Annotated in this window: 13 protein-coding genes and 1 pseudogene; 7 read left to right on the top strand and 7 right to left on the bottom strand. The window is 75.6% G+C overall.

Going from position 1 to position 17,792, the window contains the following annotated elements; all coding sequences use genetic code 11:
* The first annotated feature begins 100 nt into the window (after positions 1-100).
* The 3 genes from ACL02T_RS24155 (at position 101) to ACL02T_RS24145 (ending at position 3,755) form a co-directional block, all read left to right on the top strand.
* Complete coding sequence (locus tag ACL02T_RS24155; protein WP_412833037.1) at positions 101-1,147, top strand: class I SAM-dependent methyltransferase; 1,047 nt, start codon at positions 101-103, stop codon at positions 1,145-1,147.
* Between the two features lie 194 nt (positions 1,148-1,341).
* Positions 1,342-2,658 (top strand): type I glutamate--ammonia ligase, encoded by a 1,317-nt coding sequence (locus ACL02T_RS24150; protein WP_412833092.1) that lies wholly within the window; start codon positions 1,342-1,344, stop codon positions 2,656-2,658.
* On the top strand, positions 2,655-3,755 hold the full coding sequence (locus ACL02T_RS24145) for an amidohydrolase family protein (RefSeq protein WP_412833036.1): 1,101 nt from the start codon (positions 2,655-2,657) through the stop codon (positions 3,753-3,755). The genes ACL02T_RS24150 and ACL02T_RS24145 overlap by 4 nt, the downstream gene beginning before the upstream one ends.
* A gap of 100 nt (positions 3,756-3,855) precedes the next feature.
* Here the strand turns inward: ACL02T_RS24145 and couO are convergent, their stop codons facing one another.
* The 7 genes and pseudogenes from couO to sbnA all read right to left on the bottom strand — a co-directional run bounded on the left by couO (position 3,856) and on the right by sbnA (position 14,093).
* Positions 3,856-4,719, bottom strand: a complete 864-nt coding sequence (gene couO / locus ACL02T_RS24140) for a 4-hydroxyphenyl-beta-ketoacyl-CoA hydrolase (protein ID WP_412833035.1) — start codon at positions 4,717-4,719, stop codon at positions 3,856-3,858.
* Positions 4,720-4,806: 87 nt separating this feature from the next.
* Entirely contained in the window at positions 4,807-4,983 is a 177-nt protein-coding gene (locus ACL02T_RS24135; protein ID WP_412833034.1) for a hypothetical protein, read from the bottom strand.
* 12 nt (positions 4,984-4,995) lie between these two features.
* The gene (locus tag ACL02T_RS24130) at positions 4,996-5,388 is read right to left on the bottom strand and encodes a cytochrome ubiquinol oxidase subunit I (RefSeq protein WP_412833033.1); all 393 of its coding nucleotides are present in this window, start codon (positions 5,386-5,388) and stop codon (positions 4,996-4,998) included.
* 48 nt (positions 5,389-5,436) lie between these two features.
* Positions 5,437-5,717, bottom strand: a pseudogene (locus tag ACL02T_RS24125) (cytochrome ubiquinol oxidase subunit I); the annotation flags it as partial.
* 293 nt (positions 5,718-6,010) lie between these two features.
* Positions 6,011-9,694, bottom strand: coding sequence for an efflux RND transporter permease subunit (locus ACL02T_RS24120; RefSeq protein WP_412833032.1), 3,684 nt, complete (start codon positions 9,692-9,694; stop codon positions 6,011-6,013).
* A gap of 373 nt (positions 9,695-10,067) precedes the next feature.
* Positions 10,068-12,896, bottom strand: a complete 2,829-nt coding sequence (locus ACL02T_RS24115; RefSeq protein ID WP_412833031.1) for an MFS transporter — start codon at positions 12,894-12,896, stop codon at positions 10,068-10,070.
* 210 nt (positions 12,897-13,106) lie between these two features.
* Entirely contained in the window at positions 13,107-14,093 is a 987-nt protein-coding gene (gene sbnA / locus ACL02T_RS24110) for a 2,3-diaminopropionate biosynthesis protein SbnA (RefSeq protein WP_412833030.1), read from the bottom strand.
* Between the two features lie 499 nt (positions 14,094-14,592).
* Here sbnA and ACL02T_RS24105 point away from each other — a divergent pair, with 499 nt between their 5' ends.
* Genes ACL02T_RS24105 through ACL02T_RS24090 form a run of 4 tightly spaced genes read left to right on the top strand, consistent with a single transcriptional unit; the run spans position 14,593 to position 17,769 of the window.
* Positions 14,593-15,675 carry an NAD-dependent epimerase/dehydratase family protein gene (locus ACL02T_RS24105; RefSeq protein ID WP_412833029.1) on the top strand — a complete coding sequence of 361 codons (1,083 nt, stop codon included), beginning with the start codon at positions 14,593-14,595 and terminating at the stop codon, positions 15,673-15,675.
* Between the two features lie 47 nt (positions 15,676-15,722).
* A complete protein-coding gene (locus ACL02T_RS24100) occupies positions 15,723-16,370 on the top strand; it encodes a glycosyltransferase family 2 protein (protein ID WP_412833028.1) in 648 nt (215 codons plus the stop codon).
* On the top strand, positions 16,367-17,062 hold the full coding sequence (locus ACL02T_RS24095) for a TIGR04282 family arsenosugar biosynthesis glycosyltransferase (RefSeq protein WP_412833027.1): 696 nt from the start codon (positions 16,367-16,369) through the stop codon (positions 17,060-17,062). The genes ACL02T_RS24100 and ACL02T_RS24095 overlap by 4 nt, the downstream gene beginning before the upstream one ends.
* The gene (locus ACL02T_RS24090) at positions 17,059-17,769 is read left to right on the top strand and encodes a class I SAM-dependent methyltransferase (RefSeq protein ID WP_412833026.1); all 711 of its coding nucleotides are present in this window, start codon (positions 17,059-17,061) and stop codon (positions 17,767-17,769) included. Before ACL02T_RS24095 ends, ACL02T_RS24090 begins: the two co-directional genes overlap by 4 nt.
* The last annotated feature ends 23 nt before the right edge of the window (positions 17,770-17,792 follow it).

Here is a 17,792-nt window from a genome sequence, read left to right as displayed (position 1 = left end):
GCTGTCAGCGCCCGGACAGCCGGTGCCAGGTCCGTGCAAGCCCGGGGACGCACGGTCGTCGTCGACCGGCACCGAGCCGGGACGGACGGAAGGAGCAGGGATGAACCAGGACGCGGTGGCCGAGTTCCTCGGGCGTTTCATCACCGAGATCGGCGCGACGGGTGCGGCCGGGTCGGTGGCGGTCGGGAACCGCCTCGGCCTGTACCGGTCGCTGGCCGAGGGGCCGGCGACACCGGCCGCCTTCGCCGAGCGCACCGGGTGCCACGAGCGCCCGCTCACCGAGTGGCTCCGCGGGCAGGCGGCGGGCGGCTACGTCACCTACGAGCCCACGACCGGCGAGTTCTCGCTGACCGAGGAGCAGGCCTACTGCCTGGTCGACCCGGACGGGCCGAACGTCTCCGCGGCGTACCGGCTGGTGCTGGGATACCTGCGGGCCGAGGAGAAGATCGCGGAGAGCTTCCGCACCGGAACCGGTGTGCCCTGGCACGCGCACGACGACGACGTGTTCCACGGCTGCGCCGCCTTCTACCGCTCCGGTTACGTCGCGGAGCTGGTGCAGAACTGGATCCCGGCGCTCGACGGCGTCGAGGAGAAGCTCGCGGCCGGCGCCCGGGTCGCCGACGTCGGCTGCGGGCTGGGCGAGTCCTCGCTGCTGCTGGCGAAGGCCTTCCCGCGCAGCACGTTCGTCGGCTCGGACTACCACGCCGAGTCGATCGAGGAGGCGCGCAAGCGGGCCGCCGAGGCCGGCGTCGGCGACCGGTTGTCCTTCGAGATCACCTCGGCCCAGGAGTTCACGGGCACCGGCTTCGACGTGGTCGCGATGTTCGACTGCCTGCACGACATGGGCGACCCGGTCGGGGCGGCCCGCCGGGTCCGGGAGGCGCTGTCGCCGGACGGGACCTGGATGGTGGTCGAGCCCGCTGCGGGCGACACCGTCGCGGACAACCTCCACCCGGTCGGCCGGCTCTACTACAGCGGCTCGACGTTCCTCTGCGTGCCCACCGCGCTCTCGCAGGGCGGCGGCTACGCGCTCGGCGCGCAGGCCGGGGAGTTCCCGATCCGGCAGATCGCGGCGGAGGCCGGCTTCACCCGCTTCCGCAAGGCCGCGGAGACCGCGTTCAACGCGGTGTACGAGATCCGGCCCTGAGGGACGGCGTCGAGAACCCGTGGTGCTCGCGCCCCGGGCCGGGGCGCCGTCCGACGACGGGGCGGCGGTCGGGTCTCCCGGCCGCCGCCGGTGAGCTGGCACGATCGTCGACCGTGGACCCCGGGAACCCCACACGGCTGGACCCCGCGCAGCGCGCGGACCGGGCGGCGCGGGCGCGCAGCCTCGTCGAGCGGATGGCCGACGAGCGGATCGCCGCGGTGGCGGTGACCTTCGTCGACACCGCCGGCATCACCCGGGCGAAGGGCGTGCCGCTGGCGGCGTTCGAGCACGCGGCGGCGTGGGGGGTCGGCGCCACCCCGGTGTTCGACGCGTTCGGCGCCGACGACTCGATCGCCGCCGCCCCGGTGGCGAACCCGACCGGGGACCTGCGGCTCCTCCCCGACCTGGACCGCGTCGTCGCCCTGGCCGCGCAGCCGGGGTGGGCGTGGGCGCCGGCGGACCGGTGGACCCAGGAGGGCGAGCCGCACCCGGGCTGCGCGCGGCTGCTCGCCGCCCGGATCGTCGACCGGCTGGCCGAGGCGGGGTGCACGGCCCGCGCGGCCCTCGAGGTCGAGTGGGTGGTCTACCGGGACGGCGGGAAGGACCCGGTGCCCGCGGCCACCGGTCCGGCCTACGGCATGACCCGGCTGGTGGAGCTGTCGGACTACGGCGTCGACCTGCTGCGGGCGCTCGAGGCGGAGGGGGTCGCGGTGCGCCAGTTCCACCCCGAGTACACGCCGAGCCAGTTCGAGCTGTCGGTCGCACCCGAGTCCCCGGTCGCCGCCGCCGACACCGCGGTCCTGGTGCGCACGACGATCCGCGGAGTCGCGGCCCGGCACGGGCTCGCGGTCTCGTTCGCCCCCGCCGTCACGGACCCGGGGGTCGGCAACGGCGGCCACCTGCACCTGTCGCTCCTGCGCGACGGCCGCAACGTCTTCGCCGGCGGCGACGGCCGGTTCGGGCTCACCACCGAGGCCGAGGCCTTCGCCGCGGGGATCCTGCGGCGGCTGCCAGCACTGCTCGCCGTCGGCGCCCCGAGCGTCGCGAGCTACCTGCGCCTGCTGCCCTCCCGCTGGGCCGGGGCGTTCGCCTGCTGGGGCCGCGAGAACCGGGAGGCCGCCCTCCGGCTGGTCACCGGCTCGCACGGCGAGGAGGCGAGCGCCGCCAACGTCGAGGTGAAGTGCATCGACCAGGCAGCCAACCCGTACCTGCTGGTCGGGGCGGTGCTCGCGGCCGGACTCGCCGGACTGGCGGAGGGTGGGTCGCTGCCGGAGCCGGTGCACGCGGACCCCGCCGGCCTGTCCGACGACGAGCGGGCCCGGCTGGGGGTGCGACGCCTGCCGACCGACCTCGCCGCGGCCGTCGCGGCGTTCGAGGCCGAGCCGGCGCTGACCGAGGCGTTCGGACCCGGGCTCACGGAGACCCTGCTCGCGGTGCGGCGCGCCGAGGCCGACGCCCACGGCGGCCGGACCGCCGCGGAGATCATCGCCGCGACCCGGTGGCGGTGGTGACCTCCTGGGCCGACGACCTGCGGCTGGTCGACCACCACTGCCACAGCGTGGTCGACCGCGACCTCACCCCGGCCGGCTTCGGGACGCTGCTCACCGAGGCGCCCACCCCCGGCGGGGACCCCTGGGACTCGGTGCTCGGCCTCGCGGTGCGCCGCGAGTGCGCCCCGGTCCTCGACCTCCCGCGGCACGCCCCGGCGAGGGACTACCTGGCCCGCCGCCGGGAGCTGGGAACGGCCGAGGCGACGCGACGGCTGCTCGCCGCCTCGGGCACGGAGGCGCTGCTGGTCGACCACGGCCTGCGGTCCGGAGACCTGCTCGGGCTCGACGCGCTCGCGGCCGCGGCGGACGCGCCCGTCGCGGAGGTCGTCCGGCTCGAGGCGGTCGCCGAGGACGTCGCGGGCTCGGGCGTGCGCCCGGACGACTACGCCGATGCCCTGGTCGAGAGGCTCGACCGGCGCACCGGGCGAGCCGTCGGGTGCAAGTCGATCCTCGCGTACCGGCACGGCTTCGACGTCCCGCCCCACCGGCCCTCCCGTGCGGAGGTCACGGCGGCCGCGCGGTCCTGGTGGCGGGTCGGCGGCCGCCTCACCGATCCCGTCCTGCTGCGGCACGCGTTGTGGTGCGGCGTCGACCGCGGCCTGCCGCTGCAGCTGCACACCGGCTTCGGCGACCCCGACGAGGACCTGCACCGGGCCAACCCGGTACTGCTCACGGCCTTCTGCCGGGCGACCGCGCCCCTCGGCACACCGATCGTGCTGCTGCACTGCTACCCGTACCACCGCGAGGCGGCCTGGCTCGCCCAGGTGTTCCCACACGTCTGGTTCGACGTCGGGCTGGCCTCCACCTACGTCGGGCGCCGCGCGACGGAAGTGCTCGCCGAGGCGCTGGAGCTCGCGCCGTTCGGCAAGCTGCTCTACTCCTCCGACGCGTTCGGCCTGCCCGAGCTGTACCTGGTCGCGGCGCGCGCCTTCCGCCGCGCCGCCGCCGGGGTGCTGGGTGGCTGGGTCGCCGAGGGCGAGGCCACCGAGGAGGACGCGCGCCGGGTCGCCACGATGATCGCCGCCGGCAACGCGCGCCGGCTCTACCGGCTGCCCTGAGCCGTCCGGCCGGCACCGCCTCGGCGGCGCGACCCGCTCGGGCGTCGCCCGCCGGGCCGGATCGCGGAGGCCGCCCGGCTCGCGCACGACGGTCCCGGGATCAGCCCAGGCCGAGCACGCGCACGGCGTTGTCCTTGAGGATCAGCGGCCGCACGTCGTCCTTGACCTCCAGGTCGGCGAAGTCCGCCAGCCAGCGGTCCGGGGTGATGACCGGGAAGTCCGACCCGAACAGCACCTTCTTCCGCAGCATGGTGTTCGCCGCGCGCACCAGCTGCGGCGGGAAGTACTTCGGCCGCCAGCCGGACAGGTCGATGAACACGTTGGCCTTGTGCGTGGCGATCGAGATCGCCTCGTCCTGCCACGGCACCGAGGGGTGCGCCATGACGATCGTGAGGTCCGGGAAGTCCGCCGCGACGTCGTCGAGCAGCATCGGGGCGGAGTAGCGCAGCTTGATCCCGTGCCCGCCGGGCAGGCCCGCCCCGATCCCGGTCTGCCCGGTGTGGAACAGCGCCGGCACGCCGGCCTCGGCGATCGCCTCGTAGAGCGGGTAGTACTGCGCGTCGTCGGGCTCGAAGGCCTGCAGCGAGGGGTGGAACTTGAACCCGCGCGCGCCCCGCTCGACGAGCGTGCGGATCCGGGCCACGGCGGCCTTCCCGGCGTGCGGGTCCACCGACCCGAACGGGATGAGCACGTCCGGGAACTCGGCCGCCGCGTCGAGGATCTCCTCGCTCGACAGCGCCGGGTGCCCGGTGGCGGAGGCCGCGTCCACCGTGAACACCACGGCGGCCATGTCGCGCTCGCGGTAGTGCTCGGCGATCGCGGCGACGGTCGGGGTGCGGTCCTGGTCGGCGCGGAAGTACTGCGCCGAGGCGTCCATCAGCTCCTGGTCCAGCGAGAAGCAGCCGTGGCCGTCCTGCTCGACGTGGGTGTGCACGTCGATCGCGACCAGTCGGTCGATGTTCACGGGTCCTCCGGGTCTCCGCGGCGGTGCGTCGCGAGCCACGATATCAAGCTTCCTGAGATGTTGGCATCCCCGGCGCACCCGGGACGCTCAGGACCCCGGTCGGCCTGGGCCCTCGTCCGCCGCGGCCGCGGCCGGTACCGGGTTGCGCTGGAAGATCACGAACAGGAGTACGAGCGAGGGCACCAGCACGACCGCCCCCGCTCCCAGCACCCACGGCACCGCCGAGAGGACGGCCCGGTCCCCGGCCGCCTCCTGGACGGTCAACCCGGGGCAGCATCACCGGGTACTGACCGCGACGGCGGCGGCCGGCCCGGCGAGCACCGCCCCGACCAGGAACGGCCGCGACCGGGGAAGCGCCCGGCGCCGCCACCACGTCAGGGCGAACCAGCCGCCGAGCGCGACGAGCGCGAACCCGATCCCCACCATGATCTGGAACCCCCGGTGCACCACGTTGACCGGCGGCTCCAGCTCGGACGGTGCCCGGTCGAGCCCGAGGACGACGGCGTCCGGGTCCCGGTGGGCCAGCAGCGACAGGGCGTTCGGGATCTGCACCGCGCCGTGCAGCTCGCCGTCCCGGTAGATCCCGCCGAGCGACAGCGGGGCCCCGGTCTGCGTACGGGCGAGGCCCTCGTCTGCGGCGGGGTCGCCGGGTTCATCATCGCCTCCCACGGCCGCACGCCGACCACCGTGCCCCCCACCAGGTCGAACCCGCGCGGCTGGTGCATCCACGCGTTCGCCGTGACCACGAAGAAGGCCGACGCCACTCCGGCCACCACCACGGGGATCCCGGTGAGCAGGTGGACCCTGGGCGGCAACCGGTCCCAGGTGTAGAGCCAGATCCCGAGGAAGATCGCCTCGAGGAAGAACGCGAATCCCTCCAGCGCGAACGGCAACCCGATCACGTCGCCGAAGGGCCCCATCAGGCCGGGCCAGAGCAGACCCATCTCGAAGCTGAGGATCGTGCCGGAGACGGCCCCGACGGCGAACAACACGCCCATGGCCCGGGCCCACGTCCGTGCGAGGGAGGTCCAGGCGCGGTCGCCGGTGCCAGGCCCCGCCACTCGGCGACCATCGCGAGCCCGGGCATCCCGACCCCGAAACAGGCCAGGACGATGTGCCAGCCCAGGGAGAATCCCATCTGCATCCGGGCAGCTGCCAGGTCGGCCGGGGTGGCCGCCTCGGCGAGCAGGTCCGTGATCGGCATGCGCGCACCCTCCCGTCGGCGGAGGAGGCGCTCTACCCCCTTTCCCTCCTGCCATGCCGGGACGACCCGTCGCGGTGCCCGCCGTGGTCAGGTCACCGAGCGGGCCGGGGTGTCGACGACCGGGTCGTAGCGGGTGGAGGCGGCACTGCCGGGCGTCCACCTGGCCACGGGCGCGTGTCCCTCGCGCTGGACGACGACGAGGTGGTCCCGGTCGTCGGGAAGTGCGAGCGCGTAGCGGCCGAGCGCGTCGGACACCGCGGCGCCCAGCTGGTTGCCGGCCCTGTCGACGACCACCACGGTCGCGTCGGCGACCGGCAGGCCCGTGTCGTCGACGACCCGCCCGTGCAGGCCGGGGCCGGGCGGCACCGCCGAGGGCGCGGGAGCCGCTGCCGGGCGGTCCGACCACGCCGAAGCGGCTGCGGAAGGGCGGGGGGCCGCGGCCGCGAAGGGCTCCGCCGGGGTGGCGGGCCCGGGGTGGAGCTGGGGTGGGACGCTCGGCGCGGCGGCGGGCCCGGGGCCGTCCGCGCGGTCCGCCGTCGGGGTCGGGTGCGCGACCCGACCCGCGACGACCGGTACGGGCTCGGTCCGGGGCTCCGGCTCCGGCCGCCGCGCGATCCGCCCACGCAGTCGCTCGACCAGCACGTACAGCACGGGGACGAGCACCAGGGTCAGGAGGGTGGAGCTGACCAGCCCGCCGATCACCACGATCGCGAGCGGCTGGGAGATGAACACCCCGCCACCGGTGAGCCCGAGGGACATCGGGAGCAGCGCCATGATCGTCGCGACGGCGGTCATGACGATCGGCCGGACGCGCTGCCCGGCGCCCTCGAGCACGGCCTCCTGGATGCCGTGCCCGGCGCGGCGGTACTGGTTCACCAGGTCGATGAGCACGATCGCGTTGGTCACCACGATCCCGACCAGCATGAGCATGCCGATCAGCGCCGGCACACCCAGCGGGGTGCCGGTGGCCAGCAGCAGGCCGATCGCGCCGGTCGCCGCGAAGGGCACGGAGACCAGCAGGATCAGCGGCTGCACCAGGCTGCGGAAGGTCACCACCATGACCAGGTAGACCACGGCGATCGCCGCCAGCAGGGCGAGCCCGAGCTGGCGGAAGGCGTCGTCCTGCTGGGTGCTCACGCCGCCGATCTCGGCGGTCGCCCCGGCGGGGAGGGCCAGCCCGTCGAGCGTGGTCCGCAGGGTGCGGGTGGCAGCGCCCACGTCGTCGCCGGTCGGCCGCGCGGTGATCGACGCCGAGCGGGAGCCGTCCGTGTGCGAGATCGTCGGCGCGGTGGTCGTCTCGGTCACCTCCGCCACCTGCGACAGCGGGACGGGACCACCGGCGCCGGCGACCGGGAGCGAGCGCAACGCGACGACGTCGGCGGGCGGGGCTCCGGCCCGCAGCACCACCGCCTGTTCCACCCCGTCGATCGTGAGCCGGCCGATCGTGCTGCCGCGCAACGCCGCGGTGACCGCCTGGCCGATCTGGGCCTCGGTCAGCCCCGCCGCGGCGGCGCGCTCCCGGTCGACCCGGACGTCGACGGTCGGCTGCGCGGCGGCGAGGTCGTTGCGGACGTCGGTGACCCCGGCGATCCCCTGCACCGCCTCCTGCACCTGCGCGGCCGCGGCGGCGAGCACCTGCGGGTCCTCGGCCCGCACGGCGACCTGCAGATCGGTGCCGCCCAGGCCGCCCTGGCCCGCGTCGACGGTGAGCTCGCCGGCGTCGGGGCCCAGCCCGGACAGCCGACCGCGCAGGTCCGCCTCGACCTCGGGGGCGTCCGCGTCGTCGGCCAGCGTGATCGAGAAGCGGGTCGGGTTCGCGCCGGAGGACGTCGCGCCGATGCCCCGGCCGGTCGAGGTCGAGCCGACCGTCACCTGGTAGCTCTGCACCCCGGGCGTCGTGCGGACGACGTCCTCGACCCGGCGCGCGGCGGCGTCGGCGGCCGGCAGGCCGGTGCCCGGCGGCAGCTCCTGGCGCACCGACACCGTGTTCCCACCCGCGTCGCCGAGGAAGTTCGTGGTCAGCTGCGGCACGAGGGCGAGCGTGCCGCCGAGGATCAGCACCGCCACCAGCAACGACACGGCGGGGTGGCGGACCGCGCCCCGCACCACGGGCAGGTAGCCCCGCTGCAGGCGGCCCGGCTCCTCGGCCCCCCGACCGCCCGACGCGGTCTCCGTGCCGTTCCGCGCGGCGGTGTCCCCGTTCCGCGCCGCGGTGCCCCCCTCGCCCGGCGCGGTGCCCCCCTCGCCCGGCGCGGTGTCCCCCTCCCGCGGCGCGGTGCCCCCGGCCGTCCTGCGGCGGGCCCCCAGCACGGCCGAGGCGAGCACGGGCACCACGGTCAGCGACACGAGGAGCGAGGCCGAGAGCGCCGCGGTCACGGTGACCGCGAACGGCCGGAAGAGCTCCCCGACCTGCCCGCCGACCAGCCCGATCGGCGCGAACACCGCGACCGTCGTGACGGTGGAGGCGGTGATCGCGCCGGCCACCTCCCGCACCGCCGCGATCACCGCGCGCGCGCTCGGCCGGCCCCGGCCCACGTGGCGCACGATGTTCTCGATCACGACGATCGAGTCGTCGACCACCCGGCCGACGGCCACGGTGAGAGCGCCGAGGGTCAGGATGTTGAGCGTCTGTCCGCCGACGTCGAGCACGATCATCGCCAGCAACACGGACAACGGGATCGACACCGCCGTGACCAGCGTGGCCCGCACGTCGAGCAGGAACGCGAGGATCACGAGGACCGCGAAGACCAGCCCGAGCAGGCCCTCGGTGGTGAGGTTCTCGACCGACTGCTCGATGAAGGGCGCCTGGTCGAACACCACGGTGGCCCGGGCGTTCTGCGCGGAACCGCCGAGGGCGTCGGTGATCCGGCCCAGGGAGTCCTGCACCTCGTCGGACACCGCGACGGTGTTGGCGTCCGGCGTCTTCGTCACGCCGATGCCGATGCTCGGCTCGCCGTTCGTCCGCGTGTAGCCCGTCGCGGGCGCGGGCCGGGAGCCGACGGCGGCGATGTCGCCGAGCCGCACGGGCCTGCCGCCCGCACCCGTCACGTAGAGGTCCTGCAGCTGGTCCACCGTGGTGAGCGGCGCGCCGACCTCGACGGTGAGCGGGTTCGTGTCCGGGGTGAGCTGCCCGGCCGGGATGCGCACACCGTTGGCCTGCAGGATCGAGGCGATCGAGGTCACCGGCACCCCGCGGGCCGCCGCCCGGGCCGGGTCGACGTCGATCACGACCTGCTCCTCGGTCAGCCCGGAGAGGCTCACGGAGGACACGCCGTCGAGTCCCTGCAGGTAGGGCTGGACGTCCGTGCGCAGGATCTCGGCGATGCGATCGGCCGGGAGGTCCGCGGACACGGCGAGCTGGACCACCGGCAGCGAGTCGACGCCACCGGTGACGACCTGGGGCGTGGCGTCGTCGGGCAGCGGGACGCCCTGCACCGCACGCTGCAGCTGTGAGGTGACGTCGTCGAGGTCGGTGCCGTACTCGAGGTCCAGCGTGACGACGGAGGAGCCGCCACTGCTCGTCGAGCGGGACCCGGTGACCCCGGAGACGCGCTGGACGGCCTGCTCGACCGGCGTCGTGACCTGCTCCTCGACGACCTCCGGCGAAGCCCCCGGGTACGGCGTGACAACGGTGGCCAGCGGCACGTCGAGCGAGGGGAAGAGCTCCTGGCGCAGCGAGGTGGTGCTGAGTACGCCGAACGCGACCAGCAGGACCGTCAGCAGGCCGACGAGGGCACGGTTGCGCAGGCTGAGTCGGGCGAGCCAGGTCATCGGGGCCTTCCGGTCGGGGACCCCGATTCCAGCGCACCCGCCACTCGATCGGGTAATCCTCGGCTGAGGGAAGCCTGAGGTCCGAGTTCAGCGGGCGTCCGGCCTGGTCGAGGAGCCGGCAGCCGGCGCTGCCGCCGGGGCCGACCATGATCGCCGTTTCGGACCGCCGGCCGACGCAGATGGCGCCGATCGGTCCGGACCAGCGATCACTGCCGGAGCCGGCCGGCGCCGGAACGACACCGTGACCACTCGCGGCCGGCCGACGGCGCAGGTCGCGGACGACGGCAGGCCGCCGGGGTCGGCCGGCGGCCTGCGAGCGCGCCCTTCCGTGGTGAGTGGCGACAGTCGCGCTGTCGCCACTCACCGGGTCAGGTCAGTCCCCGGTGACCGGGTCGAGTCTCCGCACGTCGGACGCGGCGGCTCCCGTTGGGCCGGTTCCCCTCGCGCCGGCTGTCCACGGGCCGGTCTCCCCCGGGCCGGCGGCTGCGCTCGGGCCGCTTCCGAGCGGGCCGCTTCCGAGCGGGCCGCTTCCGAGCGGGGCGGTGCCGAGCGGGGCGGGGGTGCCGTCCCAGGGCACCGGGGTGCCGAGGGCCACCCGCACCTCCGTGGTCGCGCCGGGCTCGACCCGGACGTTGCGGACGTCCGGCGCGTATCCCGCGGCGGTGAGGGTGTAGGTGCCTTCGGGCAGGTCGGCGAAGGCGAACCCGCCGTCGGCGTCCGTGGCGACCGTGCCGACGACCTCGCCCGCCGGCGAGAGCAGGGTCGCGACCGCGTCGGCGACCCCGGGGCCGCCCTGCGCGGTCGTCACCCTGCCCCTCAGCTCGGCCCGGACCGGCAGTTCCAGGTCGACGACGGCGGCCTCGCCGTCGTCGAGCCGGACGGTCGTGACCACGGGCTGATGGCCGGCCAGCGCGGCGGTGAGGGTGTAGGTCCCTGCCGGGACGCCCTCGATGCCGTAGCCACCGGTCTCGCCGGTCCGGGTGGCCCCGGCGACGTCACCCCGGGCGTCGATCAGCGTGACCGCCGCGTCGTCGGCCGGCCCGGCCGCACCCCGGTCCACGGTGCCGGAGATCCGGCCGCCGCCCGCGAGCAAGACGTCGTGTCGCGCCGGGCGGTCGGCCACGGCCACCATCGACGCCGAGGGACGCAGCGAGCCGGAGGACACGACCAGCAGGTACGTCCCGCCGGTGCGCAGGTGGAACTCGTAGCCGCCGTCGGGGGCGGTGGTCGCACGGGCGACCTGCTCGCCGCGGGCCCCGGTGAGGGTCACGGCGGCGTCGCCGATGCCGGTCCCGCCGAGCCCGGTCACGAAGCCGTACACCGCCGGGCCGACGCCGTCGGGCCCCCCGGCAGCCCGGGGCCGGGGCGACGGCCGAAGGGGCGCCTGGGGCCGGGTGTGCCGGCCGTGCGACCACCCCCCCACGGGTCCCGGCTGCTCGGCCCGGGCCGTCGGCATCGTCGCGGGCACGGGCGCCGGCCGGTCGGGCCGGACCAGCGCGATCGGGGCGGTCACGGGCTCCGCCGTGCCTGCGACCGCGGGCTCGGCACCGGCGGCAGCGGCGCCGACCGTACGCGCGGCGTCGACCTCGGGGGCCGGCCCGTCGCCCTCGGTCCGCTGCTGCTCGATGCCGCTCTGCGTGCGCAGCGGCACCTCCTTGATGAACACGATCGCGAGCAGCGAGACCACGGCCAGACACGCGGAGACCAGGAAGATCGTGGCCGTACCGTCGCCGTACGCCGCCCGGACGATGTCGGCGACGAAGGCCGGCAGCTCGTTGAGCGAGCCGATCCCGACCTCACCGGACCCGCCGGCCGGGACCGCGATCCCGGCGTCGGCCAGGCCGTCGGTGGTGAGGGTGGCGACCCGGCCGGCCAGGATCGAGCCGAGGACCGAGACGCCGATCGTGCCGCCCAGCGAGCGGAAGAAGGTGACCGTCGAGGAGGCCGCGCCGAGGTCGCCCGCCCGCACGGTGTTCTGCACCGCGAGCACGAGGTTCTGCATGGTCATGCCCATGCCGAGGCCGAGCACGGCCAGGAAGGCGCCGACCAGGACCATGTTCGTCGCGTGGTCGATGGTCGCGAGCAACCCGAACCCGGCGATCATCAGCACCGCGCCGCCGACCAGGAAGCCCTTCCAGCGACCCAGGCGCGCGATGAGCTGGCCGGAGAGGGTGGCCGAGACCGTCGAGCCGACGATCATGGGCAGGGTCAGGAGACCGGAGACCGTGGGCGTGTAGCCGCGGGCGATCTGGAAGTACTGGCCCAGGAAGACCGCGCTGCCGAACATCGCCACACCCACGGCGACGCTGGCGACCGTCGCGAGGGCGGTCGTCCGGTCGGTGAACAGCCGAAGCGGGACGATCGGCTCGGCAGCGCGCGACTCGACGAAGACCGCCAGCCCCAGCAGCGCGACGCCGATCGCGAGCAGCGACCAGGAGGTGCCCGAGGTCCAGGCGAAGTCGTTGCCGGCGAGGGTGATCCAGATGAGCAGGTCGCAGACACCGGCCGCGATGAGCGCCGCACCCAGGTAGTCGATCTTCACCTGGCGCTTCACCACGGGCAGGTTCAGCGTGCGCTGCACGACCACGAGGGCGACGATCGCGACCGGCGCGCCGACCCAGAAGCACCAGCGCCAGCCCAGTGCACTGTCCACGATGACGCCGCCGATCAGCGGCCCGGCGACCGTGGCCAACGACATCACCGCGGCGATCGGGCCGGTGTAGCGGCCGCGCTCCCGCGGGCTGATCATCGCCGCGATGACGATCATGACCAGCGACTGCAGGGCACCCAGGCCGAGACCCTGCACCGCGCGCCACACGATCAGGATGCCGACCGAGTGCGAGAAGCCGGCGAGGATCGATCCGCCGATGTAGAGCACGATCGCGACCTGGACCAGCAGCTTCTTGGACACCAGGTCCGAGAGCTTGCCCCAGATCGGCGTGCTCGCCGTCGAGGACAGCAGGGTCGCGGTGACGACCCAGGTGTACTGGCTCTGCGAGCCGTGCAGGTCGGTGATGATCGTCGGCAGCGCGTTGGACACGATCGTCGACGACAGCAGGGCGGTGAACAGCGCCAGCAGCATGCCGGTCAGGGCCTGCAGGACCTGGCGGTGGGTCATGCCGGCGGCGCCGCCGGCGGCTCCGTCGGGGGCACTGCTCCCCGATCGGGTCCCGGGCGCCGCCTCGGCGTGGGTGATGGACACGGTGGTCTTCCTCGTCCTCGCAGTTGGTTGCTACACGCAACGATAAACGAATGTATGCACCATGCAAGCGAGTGTCGAGTGATCGTGCTCACCGGCGGGGCCGGCGTCGACGTGGCCGTCGACCGGTGCCCGGCCGGCTCAGGGGGCCGAGGGCGGCGGAGCGCCGCGCGTGCCGATGCCGGCCGCACGGGCCCCGCCGCGCCCCGCCCGTCAGGCCGATCCGGCCGGGACCGTCTCCTCCGCGTCGCGCAGGACCTCGTCGCCGTAGAGGCCCTCGACCCAGTTGCCCTGGTAGACCGTGTCCAGGTACCGCTCGCCGAGGTCCGGGGCCAGGGCCACGGCGACGGTCGCGGGGGTGCCGTGCTCGGCGAGCCAGCGGGTCGCGCCGCTCACGACGGTCCCGGTGGAGCCGCCGAACAGGAAGCCGCGGCGGGCGAGCCGATGGCACATCCGCACGGTGTCGGCCTCCTCGACGCGCATCACGTCGTCGATCAGCGCGGGCTCCAGGAACTGCGACGGCCTGCTGCTCCCCAGGCCCGGGATCATCCGCCTGCCGGGCGCATCGCCGAAGGTCACCGACCCCACGGCGTCGACGGCCACCATCCGGACCGAGGGCGCGCACTCGCGGAACCACCGGGCGCACCCCATCAGGGTGCCGGTCGTGCCCGCGCCCACGAACAGCACGTCGAGGTCCGGGAACTCGCGGTGGATCTCCGGCGCGGTCCGGCGGTAGTGGGCACGCCAGTTGTCGGCGTTGCCGTACTGGTTGAGCCACACGTACTTCTCGTCGGAGGCGAGCAACTCGCGCACGTGCCGCAGACGGGCCCCGAGCAACCCCTCCTGAGGATCGGGTTCGGTCATGACGTGCACCTCGGCGCCGAGTGCCTCCATCATGCGGCGGGTCGCCAGGTTGCAGCGGGAGTCGGTCACGCACACGAAGCGCAGGCCCTTGCTGGCCGCGAGCATGCTCAGGGCGACACCGAGGTTCCCGGAGGACGACTCGACCAGCACGGACCAGGGATGGATGACGCCGCGCCGCTCGGCGGCCTCGACCATCTCGGTCGCGGCCTTCAGCTTGATGGAACCGGCGAAGTTGAATCCCTCGCACTTGAGGTGGAGCGGCTGGTCGACGATCCCCCCGAGGTCGACGTAGAGCGCGTCCTCGTTGTACTGATGGGGCTCGGAGATGACGGGCACGACGGCCCTCCTCGGCTGACTGCTCGCCGGGCGCCCGGTCGGGCCGGCGAGACCGTGGTGGAGAACGACGGAGGTGGGGATCGGGACGCGGGCGTGCGGGGACGCCCCTGCACAGCGGTGTGGAGCGCCGGCCGTCGCGCGGGGCGGGAGGCGGCCGGATGGGCACCGCTGTGCGATCAGCGTGGACCAGGTGGGAGCCGCACGGGTACGCCCGTCGTGAGACCCGGTGATCGGCGCGGTCGACGCCGGCCCGGGGCCGGTCCGGCCGACGGCGTCGACCTCGATCTCGCGGTGTCGTCGAGTTCGGTCACGGTTCCCCCCTTTCCCGACCGGCGGCGGCTTCCCCCTGCCCCCTCCGGTCGGTGTCCCGCCGCCCCCTTGCGGCGAGTCGTGCACGTAGATCCCTGTGGGCGACCCGTCCGTTGCACACGCCCGCCGGATTTCACTCGGATGGCGCAGGAGTGCTGTGCCGCCCGATCGCGGGCTACGGTCGCGGGTCATGCGCGTACTCGTGACCGGCGGCGCCGGGTTCATCGGGTCCCACGTGGTCGATCTCCTGGCCGCGGAGGGGCACGAGGTGGTGGTGCTCGACGCCCTGCTGCCGCAGGCCCACGGGGGTGACGACCTGCCGCCGTGGACGGCGGCGCACCGCGTCGTCCGCGGGGACGTCCGGGACGTGGAGGTGCTGCGCCCTCTGCTGCACGGGGTGGACGCGGTGTGTCACCAGGCCGCCATGGTGGGCCACGGCGTCGACCCGGCCGACGCGCCGGGCTACGCCGCGCACAACGACCTCGGCACGGCCGTGCTGCTCGCGGAGATGCATCGCGCCGGGATCGGCCGGCTGGTGCTGGCCGGCTCGATGGTGGTCTACGGCGAGGGGCGCTACGAGTGTCGCGAGCACGGCACCGTCCGGCCCGGCCCGCGCACGGTCGCCGACATCGACGCGGGCCGTTTCGAGCCGCGCTGCCCCGCCTGCGGGCGCGAGCTCGTACCGGGCCTGGTCCCCGAGACCGCGCCCCCCGACCCGCGCAGCACCTACGCCGCCACCAAGCTGGCCCAGGAGCACCTGGCCGCGGCATGGGCGCGGCAGACCGACGGCGCGGTCTGGTCGCTGCGCTACCACAACGTCTACGGGCCGCGGATGCCCTTCGGCACCCCCTACGCCGGGGTGGCCTCGCTGTTCCGCTCCGCGCTGGAGCGTGGCGAGGCACCGCGGGTGATGGAGGACGGCCGCCAGCGCCGGGACTTCGTCCACGTCACCGACGTCGCCGCGGCGAACCTCGCCGCACTGACCGCGCCCGTGGACGGGTTCGCCGCCGCCAACGTCTGCTCCGGCGAGCCGCACACCGTCGGGGAGCTCGCCGCCGAGCTGGCCCGCGCGACGGGGGGTCCGGCGCCGGAGGTCGTCGGCGGTGCGCGGCCGGGCGACGTGCGGCACGTCGTGGCCGATCCGGCGTTCGCCCGCGAGCGGCTCGGGTTCCGCGCCCGGGTGGCCTTCGCCGACGGCGTCGCGGCGTTCGCGCGGGACCCGCTGCGAGCGCCCGTCTCGCTCCCCGGCCGCGCGCTCGTCATCGATCGGTAAGCACCCGGACCCGATCCGATCGGCCGCTCCGGCCCGAAGATCGGGATGTGCACCGTGTCGAGATCGTCCTGCCGTGCCTCGACGAGGCGGAGGCCCTGCCCGGGGTGCTGGCGTCGCTGCCTGCCGGATGGCCCGTCCTCGTCGTCGACAACGGCTCCGCCGACCGCACCGCCGAGGTGGCGCGCGCGCACGGCGCCCGGGTCGTCACCGAGCCCCGGCGGGGTTACGGCGCCGCCGTCCACACCGGGCTGCACCACGCACGTGCCGAGCTCGTCGCGGTCCTCGACGGCGACGGCTCGCTCGACGCCGGCGTGCTGCCCGCCATGGCCACGGCCGTCGCGTCCGGCCGGGCCGACCTGGCCGCCGGGCGCCGGGTGCCGGAGCCGGGCAGCTGGCCCTGGCACGCCCGCGCCGGCAACGCGCTGATCGCGGCCGAGCTGCGCCGGCGCGGGGTGCCGGTGCACGACGTCGCGCCCATCAGGGTCGCGCGCCGCGAGGCGCTGCTCGGCCTCGGGCTCGCCGACCGCGCCTTCGGCTACCCCCTCGAGCTGCTGCTGCGGGCGGGCGCGGCCGGCTGGCGGATCGAGGAGACCCCGGTGCGGTACGCGCGCCGCGCGGGCGGGCGTTCGAAGGTGTCCGGGTCGGTCGTCGGGACCGCCCGGGCGGTGCGGGACATGGCGGGTCTGCTGCGGTGACGGGCCCGGCCACCCTGATCGTGCTGGCGAAGTCGCCGGAGCCCGGCCGGGTGAAGACCCGGCTGTGTCCGCCCGCGACGCCCGAGCAGGCCGCGGACGTCGCCGCGGCCGCCCTGCTCGACACCCTCGAGGCCACCGCGGCGGTGCCCGGATCCCGCACCCTGGTCGCGTTCACCGGGCGGTTGTCGGGAGCCGCCCGGCGGGTCGAGCTCGGCCGGGCGCTCGGGCGGGCGGCGCGAGCCCGGCAGCGGGGCGACGACCTCGGCGAGCGGATCGTCGCCGCCCACGCCGACGCCGCCGCGCGGTTCCCCGGGGCGCCGTCGCTGCAGGTCGGGATGGACACCCCGCAGCTCGGCGCGCCGCTGCTGGCCGACTGCCTGGCCCGGCTGGACGGGGCCGACGCCGTGCTGGGCCCCGCCCGGGACGGCGGTTGGTGGGCGCTGGGCCTGCGCGACCCCCGGGCCGCCGGTCCGGTCGCCGCGGTGCCGACCTCCCGGGAGGACACGGGCGAGCGCACGCTGCACGCCCTGCGGGCGGCCGGCCTGCGGGTCGCCCTGCTCCCCGAGCTGACCGACGTGGACACCGCCGCCGACGCCCGGGCCGTCGCCGCCGAGGTGCCCGGCTCACGGTTCGCCCGAGCCGTCGGACGGATCGCCGCCCTGCGCGCGCCCACCGGGGAGGCGGACCGGTGACGAGCGCGGCCCCGGCGATGTTCGGTCGGTTGCTCGCGGGCCGGATCACCGGCCTCGTCCGGGACGACGGGCGACCGGTGCCGCTCGATCCCGCCCGGTGGCGGACCACGGCGGACGCCGACGACGCCTGGCTGCTCGACCGCTGCGCCGGCGCCGTCCTGGACCTGGGGTGCGGCCCCGGCAGGCTCGTCGCGGCGCTGGCGGCACGCGGTGTCCCCGCGCTCGGTGTCGACAGCTCGCCGGTCGCCCGGATGCTGTGCCGGCGGCGGGGTGCGGCGATGCTGTGCCGGGACCTCTTCGCGCCGCTGCCGGGCGAGGGCACGTGGGCGCACGTCCTGCTGGCCGACGGGAACATCGGCATCGGCGGCGACCCGCCCCGGCTGCTCACCCGGGCGGCGGCGCTGCTCGGGCCGGGCGGGACGGTGCTGGTCGAGACCGGCCCCGACGCCGACGAGCTCTGGTGCGGCTCGGTGCGGGTGTGCGGGCCCGGCCCCGACGCCGCCGACGGCGCGGTGACCGGCGCCGCGCAGATCGACGGCGCCGGGATCGACGCGAGCGCGGGCCGGGCGATGCCGTGGGCGTGCGTGGGCGCACGGGCGCTGCGCGCCCTCGCCCCGGCGGCGGGGTTCGCCGTCACGGCCGTCTCCACCGCCGCGAGCGGACGGACCTTCGCGGAACTGACCCTCGTCTCGCGCGGGGCCGCGTGAGCGCGCGCAGGTCGCCGCGGGCC

It is taken from the genome of Pseudonocardia oceanicola (assembly GCF_047200735.1).
GTDB lineage: Bacteria > Actinomycetota > Actinomycetes > Mycobacteriales > Pseudonocardiaceae > Pseudonocardia.
Note: the sequence above shows the minus strand (reverse complement) of the source record. Positions and strands in the feature narration are given on the sequence as shown.